Here is a 21,702-nt window from a genome sequence, read left to right on the forward strand (position 1 = left end):
GCTACCCGGTGACCGCCGCGTAGTGGCAGGCGGCCTGGGCGTCGGGGACCGCGGGCAGGATGCTCAGCGCCTGCGACCGGCAGGCCGCGTCCACGCCCGCCTCCGCCGCGCGGCCGGAGGCCAGCACGTGGCAGCGGGGATGGAACCGGCAGCCACCCGGCACCCTGGTCGGGTCCGGCGGCTCGCCGGTCAGCACGATCCGCTCGGGCGACTCCGGCAACACCGACATCAGCGCCTGCGTGTACGGATGCCGCGGCGCCGTCAGCACCTGCTCCACCGGCCCCGACTCGACGATCCGCCCCAGGTACATGACCGCGACCCGGTCGGCGATGTTCCAGGCCAGGCCGAGGTCATGGGTGACGACCAGGGCCGACAGGCCGAGGTCCGTCTTGAGCTTGAGCATCAGCGCCAGGATCTCGCCGCGCACGGAGGCGTCCAGCGAGGCCACGGGCTCGTCGGCGATCAGCACCTTCGGGTCGAGGGCGAGCGCGCCGGCGATCACGACCCGCTGCCGCTGCCCGCCGGACAGCTCGTGCGGGTAACGCAGGAAGAACCGCTCGGGCGGTCGCAGCCCGGCCCTGGACAGGGCCGAGGCCACGATCTCCTCCTCGTCGGGCAGGCCGTGGATGCGCGGCCCCTCGGCGACCGCCTCGTAGACGGTCTGGCGGGGGTTGAGCGAGCCCATCGGGTCCTGCAGGACGAGCTGGACCTGGCGGCGGTAGGACCGGAGCGCCTTGGAGCCGTAGTTCAGCGCGTTGCCGTCGTAGCGGACCTCGCCGGACGTGGGGCGTTCGAGGCCGAGCAGCGTGCGGGCCAGCGTGGTCTTGCCGCAGCCCGACTCGCCGACCAGGGCCACGATCTCGCCCTGGCCGATCGCCAGGTTGACGCCGTCGACGGCGCGGGCGCTGCGGCCCCGCGAGGAGAACGCGACGTGCAGGTCACGGGCCTCCAGCAGCGCGCCCTTGCCCGTCGAGACGGTCTCGGCCGCGGTCTGCGTCTCGGTCATGAAGCCTCGACCTCCTCCTTGGAGCGTACGTGCACGCAGGCCGCGGCGTGGCGGGGACCGGCGGGCCACAGCTCGACGTCGAGGCCCGCGCATTCGTCCAGCGCGACCGGGCAGCGCGGGTGGAACGCGCAGCCGGTCGGGAGCTGCATCGGGTCCGGCGGGTCGCCGCCGAGCCCCTTGGGGGCCAGCCGCGAGACCGGGTCGCCCACGGTGGGGAACGCGGCCGCCAGCGCCCGGCTGTAGGGGTGGCGGGCGTCGTGGAACACCTCGCGGGAGGGGCCGTGCTCGACCACCCGGCCGGCGTACATGACCGCGAGCTGGTCGCAGACGTCGGCCAGGACCGACAGGTCGTGGGAAATCATGATCAGGGAGATGCCGTGCTCGGCGATCAGCTCCTTGATCAGCGTCAGGACCTGCGCCTGGACCATCACGTCGAGCGCGGTGGTGGGCTCGTCGGCGATGATCAGGCGGGGCGAGCAGGCCAGCGCCATCGCGATCATCACGCGCTGCCGCTGACCGCCGGACAGCTCGTGCGGGTAGCTGCGGGCCCGCCAGGCGGGCAGGCCGACCTGTTCGAGCAGCTCGCCGACGCGCTTGCGGGCGCCGTCCGGCTTGGCCAGGCCGTGCACGAGCAGCGGTTCGGCGATCTGCTCGCCGATCCGGCGCACGGGGTTGAGTCCGTGCTGCGCGCCCTGGAACACGATCGAGGCCTCGGCCCAGCGCACGGCCCGCATGCGTCCCCACTTCATGGTGAGGACGTCGTCGCCGTCGAGCAGGATCCGGCCGCCGACGCGCGTGCTCTTGGGCAGGAGCCTGAGCAGCGCCATGGCCAGCGTCGACTTGCCGGATCCCGACTCGCCGGCGACTCCGAGCGCCGCTCCGGGGTCGAGGGTCAGCGACACGCCGCGCACCGCGGGCACCTCGCCCGACGCGATGCGGTAGGTCACCGACAGGTCGTCCAGTTCGAGGAGACTCATGCCGCCCTCCTGAGCCTTGGGTTCAGCACGGCCTCCAGCGCCCGTCCGACGAGGGTGAACGCCATGACGACCACGAGGATGGCCAGACCGGGGAGGATGATGTACCACCACGCGCCCTCGTTGGCCGCGCCGTAGTCGTAGGAGCCGCGCAGCATGGTGCCCCACGACGTCTTGTTCGCGCTGGCGCCGAGGAAGGCGAGCGTGGACTCGGTGACGATCGCGCTGGCCACCTCCAGCGTCGTGCTGGCCAGCAGCAGCGGCGCCACGTTGGGCAGCACGTGCCGGGTGGTGATGTGCCAGTGGCCGCCACCGAGCGCCTTGGAGCGTTCGATGTAGGGCCGGGCCTCGACGGCGAAGGTCTGCGCCCGGATCAGCCGGGCCGTGGACGGCCAGGTGGTGACGCCGATCGCCATGATGATGGTGAACGTGCTGCCGCCGAGGATGGCCGCCAGCACCAGCGCGGTCACCAGCGAGGGCAGCACCAGGAACCAGTCGGTGACCCGCATCAGCGCGCCGCCGAGCCAGCCGCCGAAGTGCCCGGCGGCGATGCCGATGACCATGCCGATCACGATGCTGAGCAGCGCGGCGAGGAAGCCGATGAGCAGCGAGGCGCGCGAGCCCCACCAGATCATCAGCAGGATCGACCGGCCCGACTCGTCGGTGCCGAAGGGGAAGTCCAGGCCGGGAGCTTGGAACTTCTCGCCCGGCGCGTCGATGACGCTCGTCACGCCCTCGTCGATGAACAGCGGCGCGACCAGCGCGAGCACCACGGCCACCAGCAGGACGACCATCCCGGCCACCCCGGCGCGGTGCTTGCGGAAGTCGGTCCAGAAGTTGGTCAGCGCCTGCCGCCTGCGCGTGGCAGCGACACTCGTCATGCCGACCTCACCCTCGGGTCGAGAACGTGGTAGAGCAGGTCGGCCAGCGTGTTCATGAGGATCACGGCCACGGTGATGAGCATGAACGTGCCCTGCATGAGCGTGAAGTCGGGGACCCGGACCGCCCGGTAGAACAGCTGCCCGAGGCCCGGCCAGGTGTAGATCGTCTCCACGGTGACCGCGCCGCCGACCACGAAGCCGATGCGCATGAAGACCAGCGTCACCGTGGGCAGCAGGGCGTTGGGCACCGCGTGGCGGCGGCGTACCTCGTCGTCGCGCAGGCCCTTGGCGCGGGCCACGGTGACGTAGTCCTGGCTGACCTCCTCCAGCAACGACGACCGCATGACCAGCAGGTACTGGGCGTAGATCACCGCCACCAGGGTCAGGCACGGCAGCACCATGTGCGAGGCCACGTCGAGCACGTAGGCGAACCCGTCGGGCGCGTCGACGCTCTCGATGCCGCGGAAGGGCAGGATGCCGGGGATCGGGCCGATGCCCACGCCCAGCACCATCATCAGCAGCAGGCCGAGCCAGAACGTCGGCACCGACCACAACACCAGCGACAGACCGGTGGAGAAGCGGTCGAACCGGCTCCCCCGCCGCCATCCGGCCCTGGTGCCCTGCCAGATGCCCAGGCTGACCGCGATGACCAGACCGGTCCCGGCCAGCAGCAGCGTCGGGCCGATGCGCTCGCCGATGAGGTCGAGCACCGGCCGCTTGTACTCGTACGACGTGCCCAGGTCGAGCCTGAGCGTCTTGCCGACGAAGTCGAGGAACTGGTCGAGCACCGGCTTGTCGAGACCGAGCCGGTGACGTTCCATGTCGAGCTGCGCCGGGGTCATGTTGCGGCCCTGCGCCAGGTTCCGCACCGGATCGCCGGGCAGCAGGCGGAAGACGAAGAACGTCCCGACGATCACCGCGGCGATGCTGAACAGCGCCCCGCCGACCTTCGACAACGCGTACTTCAGCGTGCCGCGGCGGGCGGGGCGGTCCTCACCAGGGCCCGCCGCCTGGACGGCGGCGGGCTCTGCTGCTTCGAGCGGTGTGGTCATTCGCGCTCGTCCGCGACGCTCTTGCGCCGCCTGGTCAGGAAGAAGGCCACGAGGCCGATGACGACCACGCCGCCGACCACGCCGACGATGAGACCGGTGTTGGAGCCGGAGTCGCCGCCCGCGCCGGAGCCGCCGGCCGCGGACGCCTTGACGTCGGCCGTGTAGAACGGCCAGTAGCCGCTGCCGCCGTACAGCAGGCCCTTGTCCTCGGGGATCGGGGTGATGCTGGTGATCCGGTCCTTGCGGTAACCCTCAAGGTCGTTGGGGTAGTAGATCGCGATGACCGGGGCGTCGGTGTAGAGCCGCTCCTCCATCTGCTTGATGATCTCGGCGCGCTTGGGCCGGTCGAGCTCCTTGAGCTGCTCCTGGTAGAGCTTCTCGAAGGTCGGGTCGCAGTAGAACGACTCGGTGCCGCCGCCCTCGCCACCCGGCGCCGGCCTGCGGCTGCACAGGTGGGTGGCCAGGATCTCCTCGGGGTCGGGGTTGACCGACCAGCCGCTGATCGCGATGTCGAACAGCGCCGTGACGCCGGTCTCCTCGGTGAACTTGCTGGAGTCGAGCTTCTGGGTGGTCAGCGTGATGCCGATCTCCTTCCAGAAGCCGGTCAGGTACTCGGCGAGCTTGTCCTCGATCGGCGTGTCGGTGTGGATGCTGAAGCGGAACTCCAGCTTGCGCTTGCCGTCGGGCATCGTCCGGACGCCGTCGGCGCCCTTCTTGTAGCCGGCGTCGTCGAGGATCTTGTTCGCCTTGGCCACGTCGAAGGTGACCTTCTTCTCGCCCGTGGCCTCCCAGAAGAAGTCCTTGTACATGGGCGGGATGATCGAGCCGTCGGCGGGCTTGGCCAGGCCGCTCTGGACCTCGTCGACCAGCTTCTGCTTGTCGATGGCGAAGTGCAGCGCCTGGCGCACCTTCGGGTCCTTCAGCGCCGGGTGGCCGTCGCCGATGGGCTTGTTGTCGGTGGTCGTGGCGCCGTGGTTGATCTGCAGGTACGCGGCCCGGCGGCCCTGGGTGTTCCACGCCTCGATGTTCGGGTCGTTCTCGATGGCCTGGAACTCCGGCGGCGTCATGCGGCCGAGCAGGTCGATGTCGCCCTTCTTGAGCCCGGCGATGGCGGCCTGCGGGTTGTCGTAGAAGATGAACTGGAGCTCGTCGATCTTCGGCTTGCCCCGCCAGTAGTTGGGGTTGGCCTGCAGCTTGACGTACTGGTCCTTCTTCTGCTCGACCGCGATGAACGGGCCGCTGCCCACGGTCGGGTACGTCTCCGCGTCGTAGTTGGCCATGTCGGTGACCTTCTCCCACACATGCTTGGGCATGATCGGGACCGGGTTCTCCAGCATGGACGCCTGCGGGGCCTTGGTCTTGATGACCAGGTCCTGACCGTTGGCGGTGACACTCTCGAAGTTCTCCACGGCGGGGCCGTTGGCCGTCTTGGCCGCCTCGTCCGTCATCATCTTGTTGAACGTCCAGGCGGCGTCCTCGGCCGTGACCGGCTGGCCGTCGGACCACTTGGTGTTACGGATCTTGAACGTCCAGGTGAGCCCGTCGTCGGACGTCGTCCACGACTCGGCGAGATCGGGGCTGGGCTGGAGCGTCTTGGAGTCAGGGACGGTGAGGAAGCCGTACATCGTGCGCTGGATCGCGGTGGAGACCAGCCGGACCGCCAGGAACGGGTTCATGGAGTCCATCGCCTGGGTGGCGCCGACGCGTAGGATCTTCTTCCCCGCCGCAGGTTCCTGGGCTTGGGCCGCCGTGGCGCCTTGGCCGGCCACTAACAGCGCGACGCCCAGCACAGCCAGGCGTGCGAACCATTTCCTCATGATGCCTCACCTTCAGGCGGGGGATTCCTGTGTAGATGAAGGCACACCATACGGAGACCGCGTGTCAACGAGTCGCGGAAAATTGTTTCATTCTCGTTTCCTTTTGCGGTGTAAATTTTCAGTAGGCTTGGCACTACCGTGATCGGGTGCCCCGCCTGCCCGTTCTCCTCGCCGCCGTCGCGACCGTCGTGGCCGGGCTCGGCGTCCGGGTGTTGTGGGACGGGCCCGTGCCCAAATACGCCGGTGACGCGCTCTACACCGTGCTGATCTACGCGCTCGTCGTGCTGGCGCTGCCGCGGGTGCGGCCGTGGGTGGCCGCGACGGTGTCGGGCGGGCTGAGCTGGGCGATCGAGTTCGCCCAGCTCGGTGAGATCCCGGCAGTCCTGCGGCCGCTGCTGGGCAGCACCTTCAACCCGCCCGACCTGCTCTGGTACGCCGTCGGCGCGGCCGCCGCGTGCGCCGCGCACACCCTGTGGGCCCGGCGCCGATCCCCCTGAGGGGTCAGTGGCAGCCGCCCGAGCCGCAGCACGACCCGGCCTGCGGCAGCAGGTCGCGACCGCCGCCCAGCTCGTAGCCGGCCTCGACGACGGCCGACTCGATGACGGCCTGGTCGATCGGCGCGCTGCTGGTCACGACCATCTCCTTGGCCGCGAGGTCGACCTCGACGGCCTGGACCCCGTCGACCTTGCCGACCTCGGCCCGCACCGAGCTGACGCAGTGGCCACAGGTCATGCCCTCGACCTGGTACGCGGTGATCACCATGCCCGAACTCCTCTTCTCTAGGCTTCGCGGCCCACTCTATACCCCCCCAGGGTAAGGAGTGCATACTTCCCCGGTGTCCGGATAGGGGAGGCGAAAACGAAGGGACAGTCATGTTGAACGGCAAGACCATCGCGTTCCTCGTCGCTCCCGAAGGGGTCGAGCAGGTGGAGCTCACCGAGCCGTGGAAGGCGGTCAAGCAGGCGGGCGGCACGCCCCGGCTGGTCTCCACGTCCTCCGGGAAGATCCAGGCGTTCAACCATCTGGACAAGGCCGACACCTTCACCGTGGACGCCACGGTGGACGACGCCGACCCCGGCGACTTCGACGCCCTGCTGCTCCCCGGGGGCGTCGCCAACCCCGACTTCCTGCGCACGGTGCCGCAGGCCGTCCGGTTCGCGCGCGCCTTCTTCGACGCCGGCAAGCCGGTGGCCGCCATCTGCCACGCCCCCTGGACGCTGGTCGAGGCGGACGTCGTGCGGGGGCGTACGCTCACGTCCTGGCCGAGCCTGCAGACCGACCTGCGCAACGCCGGCGCGACCTGGAAGGACCAGGAGGCCGTGGTCTGCACGGACGGCCCGAACACCCTGGTCACCAGCCGCAAACCGGACGACCTCAAGGCCTTCTGCCAGGCCGCCACGGACGCCTTCTCGGCCTAGCCCGGCACAACGGTCCGAGCCGGGCCTGCGGCCGCGCCGGCCCGGCCCGAGCCCGGCCCGAGCCTGGCCCGAGCCCGGCCCGAGCCTGGCCCGAGCCTGGCCCGAGGCCGCCTCGGCCCCTTGGTGGGATCAGGCGCGCAGGAGGGCCTCGGCGACGCCGCGCACCGAGGCCCTGAGCCGGTCGGCGCCGCCCTCGGCCATCACGTGCCGGGCGAGGTCGGCGTCGAAGGAGGCCAGCAAGGTGTGGGCGGCGAACTCGGCGTCGAGCCCGGGCGCCGCCGCCGCGACCAGCCCCGTCACGTGGGCGTGCCACCGCAGGTAGGTGGGGTCGCGGTATTTGTCGGCCGCGCAGGCCCGTTCGTGCGCGGCGAACAGCGCCAGGTTGCGCTCGGCCAGCCCGGCCAGCTCGTCCAGGAACGCGAGCAGCCGCTCCCGCGGCGGCGCCCCCGGCCCGAGCGGCGAGCCGGGCGTCTCGATGGCCTCGGCCAGGGCGGCGGCGCGCTCGGCCAGCAGCTCCTGGAACAGGCCGGTCCTGCTGCCGAAGCGGCGGAAGACCGTGCCCTTGCCCACCCCGGCCGCCGCGGCCACCCGGTCGAGCGAGATGTGCTCGGCGCCGTGGGCGTCCAGGAGCTCTTCGGCGGCCCGCAGGATCGCCTCCCGGTTGCGGGTGGCGTCTGATCGCACCAAGGCCCCTCCTTGCAAGCGGACTATCGGTCCCCATAGTATCCCGGCAACGAAGCGGACCGCCGGTCCGCATGATGGCGGGAGGATCTCGTATGCGCGCACTGGTGGTCGGCCCCGGGGCCGTGGGGCGGCTCGCCGACGTCCCCGAGCCCGTTCCGGGGGCCGGGCAGGCACTCGTCGAGGTGCGGCGGACGTCGGTCAACTTCAGCGAGCTGCGGCACATGGACCGCCTGCCGGAGGGCGTCGTGCTCGGCTACGACGCCGCCGGGGTGGTGCTGCGGCCCGCCGCCGACGGCACGGGCCCGGCCGAGGGCGCGCGGGTGGCGGCGTTCGGGGCGGGGGCATGGGCGGAGCGGGCGGCGTTCGACACCGGCTCGCTCGCCGTGGTGCCCGACGGGGTGGACCTGGCGGTGGCCGCCGCCCTGCCGATGTCCGGCCTGTCCGCCCTGCGCTCACTACGCGCCGCCGGCGTCTCCCTCGGATCGCGCGTGCTCGTGACGGGGGCGTCCGGCTCGGTCGGGACCCTGGCCGTGCAGCTCGCCAGGCTGGCCGGGGCCCACGTCGTCGCCTCGGTGAGCTCCCCCGCCCGCGCCGCGCTCCTCGGCCCGGACGTGGACGTCGTGACCGCCCTGGACGGCGTGGCCCCCGTGGACGTCGTGATCGAGCTGGTCGGCGGCCCGACCCTGGTGGCCGCCTGGGGCCTGCTCAAGCCGGGCGGCAGCCTCCAGAGCGTCGGCTGGGCCGGCGGGCAGCCGGCCGTCTTCCCGCCCGGCTCCACCTTCTCCCTCGGCCCCGCCCGTTCGATGAACTCCTTCGGCGACGTCAGCCCCCCTGGCCCCGACCTGGCCTTCCTGCTCGGCCTCGTGGCCGCGGGCGATTTGGCCGTCGAGATCGGCCGCCGCGTGCCCTGGGACCGCCTGGACGAGGCCGCCGCGGCCCAGCTCGACCGCACGGTCACGGGCAAGGTCGTGCTCGACGTCGGCCCGGCGGGACACGCTCTCTCCTGACCACGACGAAACTCGTCTGTCACGCCTTGTCCCTGGGGAAGAAATGGTCTAGACCTAGACCAAACAGAGCGTCCTCCGCGCCCCCCAGGGAGACCTCATGTCACTCGAAGAGGATTCCAGGCGACTCGCCGAGCTCGGCTACAAGCAGGAGCTGGCCCGGACCTGGAGCGGCTTCTCCAACTTCGCGATCTCCTTCTCCATCATCTCGATCCTCGCCGGCTGCTTCACGACCTTCGGGCAGGCCTGGAACAACGGCGGCCCCATCGCCATCTCGTGGGGCTGGCCGCTGATCTCCGCGTTCATCCTGATCATCGGTTTCTGCATGTCGGAGCTGGTCTCGGCGTTCCCGACGGCGGGCGGCATCTACTGGTGGGCCGCCACCATGGGCAAGCCGATCCACGGCTGGTTCACCGGCTGGCTCAACCTGATCGGCCTCATCGCGGTCACCGCGTCGGTCGACTACGGCTGCGCCACGTTCCTCAACATCACGATCAGCCGCCTGACCGGCGGCGCGTGGGAGGGGACGCTCCCCCAGGCGTTCCTGCTGTTCGTGATCATCCTCATCCTGCACGCGCTCATCAACATCTTCAGCCACCGGCTCATCTCGCTGCTGCAGAACATCAGCGTGTGGTGGCACGTCGCGGGCGCGGTCGTGATCGTGGCGATCCTGGTGTTCGCGCCGTCCGAGCACCAGTCGCTCGGCTTCGTGTTCGGCGGCACGATCAACAACTCCGGCTTCGGCGACGGCGACGGCGGCGTGCCCTTCTGGCTGTACGTGCTGCCGCTCGGCTTCCTGCTCACCCAGTACACGATCACCGGGTTCGACGCCTGCGCCCACGTGTCGGAGGAGACGCAGGGCGCGGCCAGGACGGCCGCCCGCGGCCTGTGGCAGTCGATCTTCTACTCGGCGATCGGCGGCTGGATCCTGCTGCTGGCGTTCCTGTTCGCCGCGACCAACGTGGACGAGATCAACAAGCAGTCCGGCTTCGTCGGCGCCATCTTCGAGACCGCGCTCTCCTCCCCGCTGGCCACCGCGATCTTCGCGATCTCCACGATCGGCCAGTTCTTCTGCGGGATGAGCTGCGTGACCTCGATGTCGCGCATGACGTACGCGTTCTCGCGCGACGGCGCGGTGCCCGGCTGGCGGCTGTGGTCGAAGGTGGACCGCAACCGCACCCCGGTCAACGCGATCCTGGCCGGCTGCCTGATCGCGGCCCTGATCACCCTGCCCGCCCTGTACGCCCCGGCCGGCTCGACGACGCCGGTCGCCTTCTACGCCGTCGTGTCGATCGCGGTCATCGGCCTCTACCTGGCGTTCCTCATCCCGATCTGGCTGCGCCTGCGCATGGGCGACGCCTTCCGTCCCGGCCCGTGGACGCTCGGCCGCAAGTACCGGGTGCTGGGCTGGATCGCCTGCGTCGAGATCGTCATCGTGTCGATCTACTTCGTCATGCCGTTCTCCCCGGCCGGCGTCCCGGGCAACAAGGACTTCACCTGGACGTCGGTCAACTACGCGCCGATCGCGGTCGGCGTCGTGCTGATCGGCATCTGGTTGTGGTGGAGCCTGTCGGCCAAGCACTGGTTCACCGGCCCGCGCCGCACGATCGACGAGGTGCCGATCTCCTGAGCACCCCTGTGGGCGGGCACGGCCGATCCGGCCGTGCCCGCCCCTTTTTGCTGCTTGACACCGCTTGGCTAAAGGCTTTAGCTTTAGGGCTATAAGAGTTAGCCGAGAGGGGTTGGACATGACGGAGTTCCTGACGGTCGAGGGTGGACAGCTCGCCTACGAGGTGACCGGCGAAGGGCCGCTGATGGTGCTGGCGCACGGCATGGGCGTCGGGCGGCAGTCGTTCAGGTTCCTGGTGCCCGAGCTGGTGGCGGCGGGCTTCCGGGTGGCGACCCCCGACCTGCGCGGTCACGGCGAGTCCAGCCTCGACTGGCCCTCCTACACCCGCACCGACGTCGCGGGCGACCTGCTCGCGCTGGTCCGCCACCTGGGCGGCCCGGCGGTCCTGGTGGGCCACTCGTTCGCGGGCGGGGCCGTCACGATCGCCGCCGCGCAGGCGCCCGAGCTGGTCAGCGCCGTGGTGGAGATCGGCCCGTTCACCCGGGCGCAGAAGATCGACGGCGGCGGCCTGCTGCGCAACGCCCGCCATCGCAAGGGGGCCATGCTGCTGCTCGGCGCGGCGCTCCTGCGCAGCATCGGCCTGTGGAAGAAGTACCTTGACCACGCCATGCCGGGCGTCAGGCCCGCCGACCACGCGGAGCACATCGCGGCGCTCGAAGCCGACCTGCGCCGGCCCGGCCGGATGGCCGTGGTCTCCAAGATGGGCCAGGTGCCCCCCACCGACGCCGGCGCGCGGCTTCCCGACCTGACCCGCGACGTCCTGGTCGTGATGGGCACGCTCGACCCCGACTGGGCCGACCCGCGCGCCGAGGCGGAGGGCATCGTGGCCGCCATGCCCGCCGGGCGCGGCCGGATCGCCATGATCGAGGGCGCGGGCCACTACCCGCACGCCCAGTTCCCGGCCCAGGTGGCCGCCGAGGTGCTGGCGTTCGTCAAGGGGCGCGTGCATGCCTAGGGCGGCCTTGTCCCGGGACACGGTCGTCGACCTGGCGGTGTGCCTGGTGGACGAGAACGGGCCCGAGTCCCTGACGCTCTCGGCGCTGGCGGCCCGCGCCGGGGTCGCGACGCCGTCGCTGTACAAGCACGTGCGCAACCTGGCCGAGCTGCGCGAGCTGCTGTCGGTGCGGGTCGCCGACGAGATCTCCGCCGAACTGGCCCAGGCGGTGCTGGGCCGTTCCCGCGACGAGGCCGTCGGCGCGCTGATGGACGCCTGGCGCGCCTACGTCACCCGCCACCCGCACCGGTACGCGATGGTCATCCAGCAGCCGCACCCCGGCATGCGGGCGGCGGGCGAGCGCCTGGTGGGCATCATGCTCGCGGCGCTGCGCGGCTACGGGCTGGAAGGCTCCGACGCGATCCACGCGGCCCGCTGCCTGCGCGCGACGGCGCACGGGTTCGCGGTGCTGGAGGCGTCGGGCGGGTTCGGCCTGCCCGAGCGGCTCGACGACAGCTACGACCTGCTCAAGCACATGGTCGTGGCCGGGCTGACCACTCCCCGCTGAGCGGTCAGGACGCCTCGAAGGCGGCGGCCACGGCGGGCCGCACGTCCTGCATGGTGATGTCGCCCAGCTCGCGCTTGAGCGAGGTCATGTCCACGTCGGGCATGCCGCAGGCCACCGCCCAGTTCCAGGGCGTGAGGTCGCCGTCGACGTTGAGCGCGAACCCGTGGCTGGTGACGCCCCTGCTCTGGCGCATGCCGATCGAGATGATCTTGCGGCCGGTCGCGGACGTCCAGACGCCGGTCAGCAGCTCCGAGCCCGGCGGGGTGTCACGCCGCTCGGCGGGCAGGCCGAGCTTGCCCAGCGCCTCGACCAGGCGCAGCTCCACCTCCCGCACGTAGTCGACGATTCCCTCGTCCTCGCCGAGCTTGACGATGAGATAGCCCACGAGCTGGCCGGGGCCATGGTAGGTGAGCTGCCCGCCGCGCCCGGTCTCCAGCACGGGGATGCCGCGCGCGGGGTCGGGCAGGTGCTCGGCGGGGGTGCGCCGGCCGACGGTGTAGACGGGCGGGTGGCTGAGCAGCCAGAGCGTGTCCGGCCGTTCGTCGCGCTGGCGCTGCCCGACGAGGTCGGTCATGCGCGCCATCGCCGTGTCGTAGTCGACCAGATCGTCCTGCAGAAGTGTCAGCGGCCTTGCCCTCATCCTTCGAGGATAAGACGCATCCCGGACACCAGCGCACGCAGCCCGAACTCGAAGTCGCCGTCGGGGTCCTCCACCGGCCGCGCGTCGAGCGGCACGGCCGGGCCGCGCTCGTCGATCGCCGAGCCGAGGGCGAACCTGCCGACCGCGATCAGCGCCCTGACCGCCTGCTCGCCGGTGAAACCCGCCTCGGTCAGCGGCCTGATGAGCGCCGGGAGCTCGGCCAGCCGGCGCGGCGTGGGCCGGGACCCGGCGTGCACGAGCGCGCCGTCCCGGTACGACAGCAGCGTGCCGCGGATCGCCCGGCCGCGGGACATGAGCCAGTTGTCCCATTCCTGACCCGGTTCGGGCACGTCGAGACGCCCCAGCGTGTCGGCGAGCATCTCCTCGGCCATCTCGTCGAGCAGCTCCTGCTTGTTCTTGAAGTGCCAGTAGAGAGCCGGCTGCTTCACTCCCAGCTCGTCGGCCAGCCTGCGGGTGGTCAGCCCGTCGATGCCCACCTCGTTGAGCAGCCGCAGGGCCGCGCGTACCGCCGTCCGCCGTTCCACGCTTGACAACTTATCAAAGATAAGGCTTTATCACTGATAAGCATTTATCGCTGATAAGGAGACGTGGATGGACGTCGTCATCGCCGGGGCCGGGCCGGTCGGGCTGATGCTGGCCTGCGAGCTGCGCCTGCGCGGCGTGCGCACGCTCGTGCTCGAACGGCTCGCCGCCCCCACCGGCCTGTCCAGGGCGCTCAACCTGCACCCCCGCTCGGTCGACACCTTCGCCATGCGCGGGCTGCTCGACCGGCTCGGCGACGCGCCCCGCCTGGACCTGCAGCACTTCGCCGGCATGCGGGTGCTCGACCTGACGGCCACGCGGACCCCGCACCCGTACGGGCTGCTGGTCCCGCAGTCGCGGGTGGAGGAGATCCTGGAGGCGCGGGCGCTGGAACTGGGCGCGGAGATCGTCCGGGGCCGGGCGGTGACCGGCCTGGCGCAGGACGGGTCGGGCGTGACGGTCGAGACCGGCGACGGCACTGCGTACCGGGCGGGCTGGCTCGTCGGCTGCGACGGCGGCCGGAGCACGGTGCGCAAGCTGGCCGGGATCGCCTTCCCCGGCACCCCCGCCACCCTGGCCGCCTACGTCGGCGACGTCACCGTGACCGGCGGCACGCCGACCGGCTGGGTCCGCACCGGCCACGGCCTGTTCCAGTGGCCGTTCGTCCGGCCCGACGGCACGACCAGGATCCTGACCGTCGACCACGGCCGGGTGCACCCGGACAGGGACGCGCCCGTGACGATCGAGGAGTTCTCGGCCAGCGTGCGCCGGCACCTCGGGGACGCCGCCCCCGAGATCACCGGGGCGACCTGGCTGTCCCGCTTCTCCGACGCGGCCAGGCAGGCCGAGCGCTACCGGGCCGGCCGGGTGTTCCTGGCCGGCGACGCGGCCCACGTGCACATGCCGTTCGGCGGCCAGGGGATGAACACCGGCCTCCAGGACGCCGTCAACCTGGGCTGGAAACTGGCCCTGGCGGTGCGCGGGACGGCCCCGGCCGGGCTGCTCGACAGCTACCACGCCGAACGGCATCCGGTGGCCGCCGCCGTGCTGGCCAACACCCTGCAACAGGTCGAGCTGGCCGCGCCGGACGCCGGGACGACCCGGCTGCGCGACCTGTTCGCCCAGCTCATGACCGTCCCCGAGGCCAACAGGATGCTGGCCGAGGACGTGAGCGCGGTGTCGGTGCGGTACGCGACGGGCCCGAACCCGCTCGTCGGCGCGTTCATGCCCGAGGGCCTGCGGCTGGACGACGGGCGCGGGCTGCTCGTGACCTCCGACCCGGCCCTGCTCGCCGCGGGGGCGCGCTGGGCCGATCGGGTGGACGTGGTGCCCGGCGACCGCGGGCTGCTGGTGCGGCCCGACGGTTACGTGGCCTGGGCCGAACCCTGCGCGGAGCCCGCCGAGGCGGCGCTCACGCGGTGGTTCGGCGAGCCGGCGGACGCGTCAGTGGGAGTAGCCCCTCGGCTCCTCCGGGACGAGGATCCACATGGCGACGTAGACCACCCAGAGCGGCCCGGGGATGAGCGACAGCAGCAGCCAGAGGATGCGGACGAGGGTCGGGGGCAGGCCCATCTTGTCGGCGAGCCCGCCGCAGACGCCGGCCAGAATCCTGTGCTCCCTTGAGCGGTACATGCTGTTCCTCCGTGTCGTGATGACCTACCGGTAAAACGGACAGCAGTGCCGCCGATATCCCGCTAGGGACCCTGAGAAAACCCTGTAAGGGTCAGCCACTCATGAGCCATGCCCAGATGTTCCCTGGTCAGTCCATGTCTGGGATCGACGTGGATCAACAGGAAATTCTCCAGACCCTGATCGACCCTGAGGTACTGCTCGTCCTGCGCCCACACCTGGTCGTCGAACCACACGAACGGCCGCCGCCCGGCGTACGCGGCGACGTGCGGCGTCTTGAACATCTCGCCGTGCTCGGTACGGGTCCGCTCGGGGCCCATGGTGACGACCGGGAGCGTGGGCAGGCCGATCCTGGGAGAGATCCACTCGTTGGCGTGCTGCTCCCAGGTGGTGGCCCAGACCAGCTCGGCGCCCGTGGTCAGGGCCAGGTCGAGCAGCCGGCGGCCGTGGCGGGGGTTGAGGTGCACGGTGTAGACCTCGGTGCCGATCGTGCAGCGGTAGCGCCGGAAGTCGGGCGTCGGGCGGCCCATCGGGTTGAGCACGCCGTCGACGTCGAGCAGCAGCAGGGGCTTCACCTCGACGCTCCGGCCCGGTGCTCCTGGGGGCTGACGCCGCGTACGCGCTTGAAGGCCGCGCTGAGCGCGAACGGGCTGCCGTAGCCGACCTTCCTGGCCACCGAGCCGATCGTGGCGTCGGGCTCGCGCAGCAGGTCGGCGGCGAGCGCGAGCCGCCAGTCGGTGAGGAAGGACATCGGCGGCTCCCCCACCAGGTCGGTGAACCGCCTGGCCAGCGCCGCCCTGGAGACCCCCACCTCGGTGGCGAGGGCGGCGACCGTCCAGGGGTGGGCGGGGTTGTTGTGCAACATCCGCATCGCCCTGCCCACGATCGGGTCGCCCATCGCGCGGTACCAGGCGGGCGCCTCGTGCGTGGCGAACCATGACCGCAGCACGGCGATCAGCAGCAGGTCGAGCAGCCGGTCGAGCACCGCGGACTGGCCCGGGTCGTCCTTGACGATCTCGGCGCCGAGCAGCGCGATGACCGGCCCGCCGGGCTGCACGAGGAGCTGGGGCAGCGCGTCGAGCAGGCGCCTGCTGACCTCGCCCTCCAGCGTGTACGTGCCGGTGATCAGCACGGTGCCGCCCGCCGGGTCGTTGCCCCAGGTGCGCACGCCGAGGTCCATCGACTGGTACAGCGACTCGCCGTCGAGGGTGGTGCAGCGCTGGCCGGGGTGGATGACGATCTGCGGCGCGGTGCCGGGGGCGTCGGCCACCACGTACGGCTCCGGCCCCCGCAGGATGGCCACCTGCCCGGGTTCGAGGCGGGCCGGCTCGCCCTCGTCCGGCAGCACCCACGCCTCACCGGACACCAGGGCCACCAGCGTGAGCGGGGCCTCGTCCTGGATGCGCATCGACCACGGCGGGTCGAGGATGGACCGGAGCAGGAAGGCGCTCCGCGCTCTCGGTCCGTCGAGCAATGCCGCGAGCTGATCCATGGGCTAGACGATCGCATATGGCAACGCGCTTCTCAACCATGGAGAGTCTTATGGGTATGACGGCTTACTAGATGCATGACGATTTTGGTTCTGGGCGGAACCGGCAAGACCGGCCGCCGTGTCGCTGACCGGCTCACCTCTCTCGGCCTTCCCGTGCGGATCGGCTCCCGCTCGGCCACGCCGTCCTTCGACTGGGCGGACCGCTCCACCTGGGCCGCCGCGCTCGACGGCGTCGAGTCCGTGTACGTGGCCTACTACCCCGACCTGGCGTTGCCCGGCGCGTACGAGGACGTCCTGGAGCTCACCCGGCTCGCCGCGGACGCCGGGGTGCGGCGGCTGGTGCTGCTGTCGGGCCGGGGCGAGCCGGGCGCCGAGGCGAGCGAGCGGACCGTGCGGGAGTCCGGCCTCGACTGGACGATCGTGCGCTGCGGCTGGTTCATGCAGAACTTCAGCGAGGGCTTCCTCCTCGACCAGGTCCTCGACGGCGTGCTGGCGATCCCGGTGGCCGACGTGCCCGAGCCGTTCGTGGACGCCGACGACATCGCCGACGTGGCCGTGGCCGCCCTCACTCAGGACGGGCACGCGGGCCGCCTGTACGAGCTCACCGGCCCGCGGCTGCTGACGTTCGCCGACGCGGCGGCCGAGCTGTCGAAGGCCACGGGCCGCACGATCACCTCCATCGAGGTCACGCCGGAGGAGTACGTGGCCGGGGCCGTGGCGGCGGGCGTGCCGAAGGAGGAGGCCGAGGGCCTGACCGGGCTGTTCACCGAGGTGCTCGACGGCCGCAACGCCCACGTGGCGGACGGCGTCCGGGAGGCGCTGGGCCGTCCGGCCCGCGACTTCGCCGACTACGCCAGGGCGAACGCCGCGGCGTGGGCCGGACGCTGAGAACGGGCCGGCCCGCTCGACCAGCTGGTCTCCCCCGGCCCGCTCGACCTGCTGGTCTCCCCCGGCCTGCTCAACCTGCTGGGCGGGCAACTGCGCGGCCCCCGTTTCCGCTAACCTCACCCTGGTCACTCCCGTAACCGGAAGGTGTAGTCGTGATCGGCTGGCTCGAAGCGGTGGTGCTGGGGCTCATCCAGGGGCTCACGGAGTTCCTGCCGATCTCCTCCAGCGCCCACATCCGTGTGGTCTCGGCCTTCTTCGGCTGGCAGGACCCGGGGGCGGCCTTCACGGCGGTCATCCAGCTCGGCACCGAGGCCGCGGTGCTCATCTACTTCCGCAAGGAGCTGTGGGAGATCGTCTCCACCTGGGTCCGCTCGCTGTTCGACCGGGAGCTGCGCGGCCACTGGGCGGCCCGCATGGGCTGGTACGTCATCGTCGGCACGCTCCCGATCGGCGTGCTGGGCCTGGCGTTCAAGGACCAGATCGAGACCGTCTTCCGCGACCTGCGCGTGGTCGGCACGACGCTGATCGTCTTCGGCTGCATCCTGTGGTTCGCCGACCGCACCGCGCGCAACAAGCTGACGCTGGAGAAGCACCTCAGCTTCACCCATGCCATCGTCTACGGCTTCGCGCAGGCGCTGGCCCTCATCCCGGGCGTCTCCCGCTCGGGCGGCACGATCACGGCCGGCCTGCTGCTCGACTACCGCCGCGAGGACGCCGCCAAGTACTCGTTCCTGCTGGCCATCCCCGCCGTGCTGGCCTCGGGGGCGTTCGAGCTGAAGGACATCGGCGAGGGGCAGGCCCCCGCGTGGGGGCCCACCATCCTGGCGACGCTGATCTCGTTCGCCGTCGGCTACGCGGCGGTGGCCTGGTTCCTGAAGTACATCAGCACCCACCGGTTCACCGCGTTCGTGATCTACCGCATCCTGCTCGGCTTCCTCGTCATCCTGGCGGTCACCGCGGGCTTGATCCCGGCCGCCTAGGCCGAGACGGCCGTCCGGTCGAGGGCGGGCGAGGGGTAGTAGGCCGCCCACGCCTCGTCGCCCATGCGCAGCACCTTCAGGCCGGTCCAGCCGAGGCCGGCGACGGGCAGGGCCCAGAACAGCACGGTCACGGGGCCGTACTCGATGGGGAAGGAGACGACGTATCCGACGAAGACCAGCAGCGGCACCCACCAGCCGACGAACCCGGCCCGCCACACCGCGACGACCAGCAGCGGCAGGCCCAGCACGGCGAAGAACATCCACGGCATCTGGAAGCCGAAGATCACGCCGGGCAGGTTCAGCATCTCGTCGAGGATCTTCTGCGCCTGCTCCGGCGGGTTGTGCCGGCCCAGCCACCACTCGACGGGGTCGATCATCAGCAGGGCCGACGTCGAGATGTAGCCGATGGCCGTCGCCGCCCCGGCGATGTGGCCGAGCACGGTGGCCTTGCGCCTGGTGAGGTGCACCAGGGCGATGGCCGCCAGGCCCATGAGCATCCAGCTCCAGTGGTAGAGCGCCGACTCGGCCTGGGCCAGCGCGGGGTTGTCGCCGTAGCTGACCGCCTCGCGGGAGTCGCCCCACGTGCCGGGGTCGATGACGACGGCCACGAACTGCAGGAGCGGGGCCGCGATGAGCAACGTGCCCGCCGCGACGCGGCGGAAGGTCACCTGGTTCCTGAACATGGCGGCGACGGTACGTGCCGCCGCCGCCACCCGTCGTCCGCCTGCGGGGCGACCGCAGGTCACCTCCGAGGCGGAGAAGATCAGACCGCCACCGGCGTGCGCGGGGCGGCGGGGGCCGGCTGCGCCCGGCGGCCGGGCAGGGCGAGCAGGACCAGGCCGAGCAGCGCCCACAGGGCCAGCACCCCGACCGGCGTCCACAGGGCGGCCCCGCCGAAGAACACCGTGTTGCGCACCGCCTCGGCGGCCGGGCCCACGGGCAGGACGCGGCCGACGGCGGCGTACCACTCGGGGATGTAACGGGCGCCGAGCGGCCCGCCGCTGGCCGGGAGCCCGATCGGGACGAACAGCAGCGCCGCCACCCCCACCCCCGGCGTGCCGATGACCTTGACCAGCCCGGCGACCACCAGGCCGACCGCCAGCGCGATGCCCGCCGAGACCGCCACCAGCGGGACGAAGCTGCCCGGCAGCGCGCCGAACACCACGTCGGCCAGCCACGCGACGGCCGTGCCCGTCACCAGCGCGCCCGCGGCCAGGACGCCCGTCCGCGCCGCCGCGCCCAGGCCGGGCGCGACCCGGGCGAGCAGCACGGCCAGCGCGATCCCCGGCAGGAGCACGCTGAGCACGTAGAACATGCCGGCGATGCCGCCGGCGTCACCGGGCGGCAGCGGGACGGCGTCCTCGACCTCCAGGGTGCGGCCCTGCGCCTGCGCGGCCCCCTGGAAGGCGGCGGTGATCACCGTGGCGCCGGTGCGGCCGCCCGCGCTCGCCACCACCAGCCTGCCCTCCCCCGGGACGAGCACGGCGTCCACCTCCCGCTCCAGCAGCGCGGCCCGCGCGGCCTCGGCCGACCCGTACGGGCTCAGCGTGAACGCCCCCGGCCGCCGCCCGTCGATGCCGCTCTGGAGCTGCCGCACCTGCCCGGCGGGCGCGACGACGGCGACGGGCACGCCGTGCGGTTCCGGCGCGTGGAAGGCCCCGAGGAACGACCCGGCGAACACCATCCCCAGCAGCGCGACCCCGACCACGAGGCCAATGATCCTGCGCATTTTTCACCACCTGATGAGTTCATCGATGTTGAATTCGAGGGTAGATGAATTCCACGTGGTTGAATAGCCCCATGGCCGAGGAACGCGGAAGACGACCGGGAACCCCGCAGACCAGGCAGGAGATCCTGGAGGCGGCGATGGAGTCCTTCGCCGCCCACGGCTACGGCGGCACCACGATCAGGGCCGTGGCGCGGGCCGCGGGCGTCGATCCGGCGCTGGTGATGCACTTCTTCGGCAACAAGGACGGCCTGTTCGAGGCCGCGATCAAGGCCAGCATGCCGGTCGCGCTGATGGTCGGCGCCCTCGACGGCGACGCGTCCGGCATCGGCGAGCGGCTGGTGACCCGCTACCTGGAGCTGTGGGAGGACCCGCGGCACGGCCCCCGGCTCTCGGCCGTGCTGCACGCGGCCGCCGCCACCCCGGCGACGGCCGCGCTGCTGAAGGAGCTGCTGGGCCGGGAGCTGCTGGCCCCGATCGCCCGCCGGCTGCCCGGCGCCCATCCCGAGGTCCGCGCGCTGCTGGCGGCCTCGCAGCTGCTCGGCCTGGCCATGATCCGCTACATGCTCCGGCTCGACCCGCTGGCCTCGCTGCCCGCCGGCCAGGTCGCGGCCCTGACCGCGCCCAACGTCCAGCGTTACCTGACGGGCACGCTCTCGCTCGACGAGATCGCCGCCGCCCGGGGGTAGGTCGCCAGGGTGAACAGCAGCGCCGCCACGCCGAGCCCGGTGGCCAGCACGACCACCCCGGCCCTGCCGTAGGCGTCCAGGGCCACGCCGCCCGCGATGCCGGCCGCGAACAGGCCGACGTACTGGGCGGACGACAGCAGGCCGAGCCCGATGGGCACGTTGTCCGGCACCGCGGCCACCGTCCTGAACTGCTGGGCCGGCGCGACCAGCCAGCCGAGCGCGCCCCACAGGAGCGCCCAGACCAGCGCGATGGGCAGGGCCAGGTTCGCGACGGGGATCAGGGCCAGGAAGACCGTGGAGGCGGCCAGGCCGATCAGCACCATCCTGCGCGGCCCGTAGGCGTCGGTGAGGCGCCCGCCGAGCTGGTTGCCCACGATGCCGCCGAGCCCCCACGCCCACAACACGGCCGGCAGCGGCAGGTCGAACAGCGACCCGATGTAGGTGTAGGCGGTGAACCCGGCGCCGAACATCAGCAGCTGGGTGACCAGCACCACCAGCACCCGCCGGTCGGCCAGCGGCGCGAAGCGCTCGCCGAGCCGTCCCGACACGGCGACCCGCACGTCCGGCACGAGCGCCGCCACCCCGGCGAAGCCGATCACGCCCAGCCCGACGACCAGCCACATCGTCGCCCGCCAGCCCGAGACCGAGCCCAGCCAGGTGCCCAGCGGCACGCCGACGGCCGAGGAGACGCTCAGCCCGCCCATCACCAGCGCCAGCGCCCGCCCGCGCCGCTCGGGCGAGGTCAGCGCGTTGGCCACGCCCGAGGCGGTCGGGGTGAACATCGCCGCCCCGGCCGCGGCGACCACCCGCGTGGCCATGACCAGCGGGTACGTCGGAGCCAGCGCGGTCAGCACGTTGCCCGCGACGAACACGGCCAGCGCCAGCAGCAGCAGCCGCTTGCGCGACAGCCGGGCGGTGAGCGCGGCCAGCAACGGGGACAGCAGCGCGTACGCCAGGGCGAACACGGTCATGAGCTGCCCGGCGGCGGACGTGGAGATCCCAAGGTCCGCGGAGATGGGGGTGAGCAGCCCGGCGGTGACGAACATGCCAGTACCGATGGCGAAATTTCCGGCAGCAAGGGGGTAGAGCCGGGAACTCATGGAACCTCCAGCCAATTAGTTGGACGGGCATCAAACTGTCATCACAG

General features: G+C 71.8%; 24 protein-coding genes and 1 pseudogene. 10 read left to right on the plus strand and 15 right to left on the minus strand.

What is annotated here, in order from left to right; translation table 11 throughout:
• Position 1: 1 nt before the first annotated feature.
• From ACFYUV_RS42550 to ACFYUV_RS42570, 5 genes are read right to left on the minus strand one after another with little or no spacing between them, the layout of a single operon-like run.
• On the minus strand, positions 2–1,006 hold the full coding sequence (locus tag ACFYUV_RS42550) for an ABC transporter ATP-binding protein (protein ID WP_387679667.1): 1,005 nt from the start codon (positions 1,004–1,006) through the stop codon (positions 2–4).
• Positions 1,003–1,983 (minus strand): ABC transporter ATP-binding protein, encoded by a 981-nt coding sequence (locus tag ACFYUV_RS42555; protein WP_387679670.1) that lies wholly within the window; start codon positions 1,981–1,983, stop codon positions 1,003–1,005. Before ACFYUV_RS42555 ends, ACFYUV_RS42550 begins: the two co-directional genes overlap by 4 nt.
• Complete coding sequence (locus ACFYUV_RS42560; protein ID WP_364326693.1) at positions 1,980–2,861, minus strand: ABC transporter permease; 882 nt, start codon at positions 2,859–2,861, stop codon at positions 1,980–1,982. Before ACFYUV_RS42560 ends, ACFYUV_RS42555 begins: the two co-directional genes overlap by 4 nt.
• A complete protein-coding gene (locus ACFYUV_RS42565) occupies positions 2,858–3,913 on the minus strand; it encodes an ABC transporter permease (RefSeq protein ID WP_387679674.1) in 1,056 nt (351 codons plus the stop codon). Before ACFYUV_RS42565 ends, ACFYUV_RS42560 begins: the two co-directional genes overlap by 4 nt.
• Positions 3,910–5,730: an ABC transporter substrate-binding protein gene (locus ACFYUV_RS42570; RefSeq protein ID WP_387679677.1), complete on the minus strand. Its 1,821-nt coding sequence runs from the start codon at positions 5,728–5,730 to the stop codon at positions 3,910–3,912. The genes ACFYUV_RS42565 and ACFYUV_RS42570 overlap by 4 nt, the downstream gene beginning before the upstream one ends.
• Before the next feature lie 146 nt (positions 5,731–5,876).
• On the opposite strand from ACFYUV_RS42570, the gene ACFYUV_RS42575 reads away from it, so the two are divergent.
• On the plus strand, positions 5,877–6,227 hold the full coding sequence (locus ACFYUV_RS42575; protein ID WP_387679680.1) for a DUF2809 domain-containing protein: 351 nt from the start codon (positions 5,877–5,879) through the stop codon (positions 6,225–6,227).
• Between the two features lie 4 nt (positions 6,228–6,231).
• Here the strand turns inward: ACFYUV_RS42575 and ACFYUV_RS42580 are convergent, their stop codons facing one another.
• Positions 6,232–6,492: a heavy-metal-associated domain-containing protein gene (locus ACFYUV_RS42580; RefSeq protein ID WP_352355695.1), complete on the minus strand. Its 261-nt coding sequence runs from the start codon at positions 6,490–6,492 to the stop codon at positions 6,232–6,234.
• A gap of 110 nt (positions 6,493–6,602) precedes the next feature.
• Here ACFYUV_RS42580 and ACFYUV_RS42585 point away from each other — a divergent pair, with 110 nt between their 5' ends.
• On the plus strand, positions 6,603–7,148 hold the full coding sequence (locus ACFYUV_RS42585) for a type 1 glutamine amidotransferase domain-containing protein (RefSeq protein WP_387679683.1): 546 nt from the start codon (positions 6,603–6,605) through the stop codon (positions 7,146–7,148).
• A 129-nt stretch (positions 7,149–7,277) separates the two neighbouring features.
• On the opposite strand, the gene ACFYUV_RS42590 is transcribed toward ACFYUV_RS42585, so the two are convergent.
• Positions 7,278–7,832: a TetR/AcrR family transcriptional regulator gene (locus tag ACFYUV_RS42590; protein WP_387679880.1), complete on the minus strand. Its 555-nt coding sequence runs from the start codon at positions 7,830–7,832 to the stop codon at positions 7,278–7,280.
• Between the two features lie 92 nt (positions 7,833–7,924).
• Between ACFYUV_RS42590 and ACFYUV_RS42595 the strand changes: the two genes are divergently transcribed.
• The 4 genes from ACFYUV_RS42595 (at position 7,925) to ACFYUV_RS42610 (ending at position 11,968) form a co-directional block, all read left to right on the plus strand.
• A complete protein-coding gene (locus tag ACFYUV_RS42595) occupies positions 7,925–8,839 on the plus strand; it encodes a zinc-binding dehydrogenase (protein ID WP_387679685.1) in 915 nt (304 codons plus the stop codon).
• 97 nt (positions 8,840–8,936) lie between these two features.
• Positions 8,937–10,466, plus strand: coding sequence for an amino acid permease (locus ACFYUV_RS42600; RefSeq protein WP_387679688.1), 1,530 nt, complete (start codon positions 8,937–8,939; stop codon positions 10,464–10,466).
• A gap of 118 nt (positions 10,467–10,584) precedes the next feature.
• Entirely contained in the window at positions 10,585–11,421 is an 837-nt protein-coding gene (locus ACFYUV_RS42605; protein WP_387679691.1) for an alpha/beta fold hydrolase, read from the plus strand.
• Complete coding sequence (locus ACFYUV_RS42610) at positions 11,414–11,968, plus strand: TetR/AcrR family transcriptional regulator (protein ID WP_387679693.1); 555 nt, start codon at positions 11,414–11,416, stop codon at positions 11,966–11,968. The genes ACFYUV_RS42605 and ACFYUV_RS42610 overlap by 8 nt, the downstream gene beginning before the upstream one ends.
• Positions 11,969–11,972: 4 nt before the next feature.
• Here the strand turns inward: ACFYUV_RS42610 and lipB are convergent, their stop codons facing one another.
• Both lipB and ACFYUV_RS42620 read right to left on the minus strand, forming a co-directional pair.
• Entirely contained in the window at positions 11,973–12,608 is a 636-nt protein-coding gene (gene lipB / locus ACFYUV_RS42615; protein ID WP_387679694.1) for a lipoyl(octanoyl) transferase LipB, read from the minus strand.
• Positions 12,605–13,153: a TetR family transcriptional regulator gene (locus ACFYUV_RS42620; protein WP_387679697.1), complete on the minus strand. Its 549-nt coding sequence runs from the start codon at positions 13,151–13,153 to the stop codon at positions 12,605–12,607. The genes lipB and ACFYUV_RS42620 overlap by 4 nt, the downstream gene beginning before the upstream one ends.
• Positions 13,154–13,220: 67 nt before the next feature.
• On the opposite strand from ACFYUV_RS42620, the pseudogene ACFYUV_RS42625 reads away from it, so the two are divergent.
• Positions 13,221–14,573, plus strand: a pseudogene (locus ACFYUV_RS42625) (FAD-dependent monooxygenase); the annotation flags it as partial.
• A 21-nt stretch (positions 14,574–14,594) separates the two neighbouring features.
• Here the strand turns inward: ACFYUV_RS42625 and ACFYUV_RS42630 are convergent.
• The 3 genes from ACFYUV_RS42630 to ACFYUV_RS42640 all read right to left on the minus strand — a co-directional run bounded on the left by ACFYUV_RS42630 (position 14,595) and on the right by ACFYUV_RS42640 (position 16,272).
• Complete coding sequence (locus ACFYUV_RS42630) at positions 14,595–14,783, minus strand: PspC domain-containing protein (protein WP_352325923.1); 189 nt, start codon at positions 14,781–14,783, stop codon at positions 14,595–14,597.
• 62 nt (positions 14,784–14,845) lie between these two features.
• Positions 14,846–15,355, minus strand: coding sequence for an HAD domain-containing protein (locus ACFYUV_RS42635; protein WP_358289653.1), 510 nt, complete (start codon positions 15,353–15,355; stop codon positions 14,846–14,848).
• A complete protein-coding gene (locus ACFYUV_RS42640; RefSeq protein WP_387679700.1) occupies positions 15,352–16,272 on the minus strand; it encodes an AraC family transcriptional regulator in 921 nt (306 codons plus the stop codon). The genes ACFYUV_RS42635 and ACFYUV_RS42640 overlap by 4 nt, the downstream gene beginning before the upstream one ends.
• A gap of 75 nt (positions 16,273–16,347) precedes the next feature.
• Between ACFYUV_RS42640 and ACFYUV_RS42645 the strand changes: the two genes are divergently transcribed.
• Together ACFYUV_RS42645 and ACFYUV_RS42650 are read left to right on the plus strand one after the other, a co-directional pair.
• The gene (locus ACFYUV_RS42645; RefSeq protein ID WP_387679703.1) at positions 16,348–17,160 is read left to right on the plus strand and encodes an NAD(P)H-binding protein; all 813 of its coding nucleotides are present in this window, start codon (positions 16,348–16,350) and stop codon (positions 17,158–17,160) included.
• 152 nt (positions 17,161–17,312) lie between these two features.
• Entirely contained in the window at positions 17,313–18,140 is an 828-nt protein-coding gene (locus ACFYUV_RS42650; protein ID WP_387679706.1) for an undecaprenyl-diphosphate phosphatase, read from the plus strand.
• On the opposite strand, the gene ACFYUV_RS42655 is transcribed toward ACFYUV_RS42650, so the two are convergent.
• Both ACFYUV_RS42655 and ACFYUV_RS42660 read right to left on the minus strand, forming a co-directional pair.
• Positions 18,137–18,823 (minus strand): hypothetical protein, encoded by a 687-nt coding sequence (locus ACFYUV_RS42655; RefSeq protein WP_358289664.1) that lies wholly within the window; start codon positions 18,821–18,823, stop codon positions 18,137–18,139. The two genes, ACFYUV_RS42650 and ACFYUV_RS42655, sit on opposite strands and share 4 nt — an antisense overlap.
• 80 nt (positions 18,824–18,903) lie before the next feature.
• Complete coding sequence (locus ACFYUV_RS42660) at positions 18,904–19,869, minus strand: hypothetical protein (RefSeq protein WP_387679709.1); 966 nt, start codon at positions 19,867–19,869, stop codon at positions 18,904–18,906.
• 71 nt (positions 19,870–19,940) lie between these two features.
• On the opposite strand from ACFYUV_RS42660, the gene ACFYUV_RS42665 reads away from it, so the two are divergent.
• Positions 19,941–20,555 carry a TetR family transcriptional regulator gene (locus tag ACFYUV_RS42665; RefSeq protein ID WP_387679712.1) on the plus strand — a complete coding sequence of 205 codons (615 nt, stop codon included), beginning with the start codon at positions 19,941–19,943 and terminating at the stop codon, positions 20,553–20,555.
• On the opposite strand, the gene ACFYUV_RS42670 is transcribed toward ACFYUV_RS42665, so the two are convergent.
• Positions 20,504–21,655, minus strand: coding sequence for an MFS transporter (locus ACFYUV_RS42670; RefSeq protein WP_358289670.1), 1,152 nt, complete (start codon positions 21,653–21,655; stop codon positions 20,504–20,506). The genes ACFYUV_RS42665 and ACFYUV_RS42670 overlap by 52 nt on opposite strands.
• Between the last annotated feature and the right edge of the window lie 47 nt (positions 21,656–21,702).

This window comes from Nonomuraea sp. NPDC003560 (assembly GCF_042878785.1).
In the GTDB taxonomy this organism is placed as follows: Bacteria; Actinomycetota; Actinomycetes; order Streptosporangiales; family Streptosporangiaceae; genus Nonomuraea.

Coding starts and splice junctions, on each gene's coding strand:
- ACFYUV_RS42550 (WP_387679667.1), bottom strand. CDS start 1,006: ATGACCGAGACGCAGACCGCGGCCGAGACCGTCTCGACGGGCAAGGGC.
- ACFYUV_RS42555 (WP_387679670.1), bottom strand. CDS start 1,983: ATGAGTCTCCTCGAACTGGACGACCTGTCGGTGACCTACCGCATCGCG.
- ACFYUV_RS42560 (WP_364326693.1), bottom strand. CDS start 2,861: ATGACGAGTGTCGCTGCCACGCGCAGGCGGCAGGCGCTGACCAACTTC.
- ACFYUV_RS42565 (WP_387679674.1), bottom strand. CDS start 3,913: ATGACCACACCGCTCGAAGCAGCAGAGCCCGCCGCCGTCCAGGCGGCG.
- ACFYUV_RS42570 (WP_387679677.1), bottom strand. CDS start 5,730: ATGAGGAAATGGTTCGCACGCCTGGCTGTGCTGGGCGTCGCGCTGTTA.
- ACFYUV_RS42580 (WP_352355695.1), bottom strand. CDS start 6,492: ATGGTGATCACCGCGTACCAGGTCGAGGGCATGACCTGTGGCCACTGC.
- ACFYUV_RS42585 (WP_387679683.1), top strand. CDS start 6,603: ATGTTGAACGGCAAGACCATCGCGTTCCTCGTCGCTCCCGAAGGGGTC.
- ACFYUV_RS42595 (WP_387679685.1), top strand. CDS start 7,925: ATGCGCGCACTGGTGGTCGGCCCCGGGGCCGTGGGGCGGCTCGCCGAC.
- ACFYUV_RS42600 (WP_387679688.1), top strand. CDS start 8,937: ATGTCACTCGAAGAGGATTCCAGGCGACTCGCCGAGCTCGGCTACAAG.
- ACFYUV_RS42605 (WP_387679691.1), top strand. CDS start 10,585: ATGACGGAGTTCCTGACGGTCGAGGGTGGACAGCTCGCCTACGAGGTG.
- ACFYUV_RS42610 (WP_387679693.1), top strand. CDS start 11,414: ATGCCTAGGGCGGCCTTGTCCCGGGACACGGTCGTCGACCTGGCGGTG.
- lipB (WP_387679694.1), bottom strand. CDS start 12,608: ATGAGGGCAAGGCCGCTGACACTTCTGCAGGACGATCTGGTCGACTAC.
- ACFYUV_RS42630 (WP_352325923.1), bottom strand. CDS start 14,783: ATGTACCGCTCAAGGGAGCACAGGATTCTGGCCGGCGTCTGCGGCGGG.
- ACFYUV_RS42640 (WP_387679700.1), bottom strand. CDS start 16,272: ATGGATCAGCTCGCGGCATTGCTCGACGGACCGAGAGCGCGGAGCGCC.
- ACFYUV_RS42645 (WP_387679703.1), top strand. CDS start 16,348: ATGACGATTTTGGTTCTGGGCGGAACCGGCAAGACCGGCCGCCGTGTC.
- ACFYUV_RS42655 (WP_358289664.1), bottom strand. CDS start 18,823: ATGTTCAGGAACCAGGTGACCTTCCGCCGCGTCGCGGCGGGCACGTTG.
- ACFYUV_RS42660 (WP_387679709.1), bottom strand. CDS start 19,869: ATGCGCAGGATCATTGGCCTCGTGGTCGGGGTCGCGCTGCTGGGGATG.
- ACFYUV_RS42665 (WP_387679712.1), top strand. CDS start 19,941: ATGGCCGAGGAACGCGGAAGACGACCGGGAACCCCGCAGACCAGGCAG.
- ACFYUV_RS42670 (WP_358289670.1), bottom strand. CDS start 21,655: ATGAGTTCCCGGCTCTACCCCCTTGCTGCCGGAAATTTCGCCATCGGT.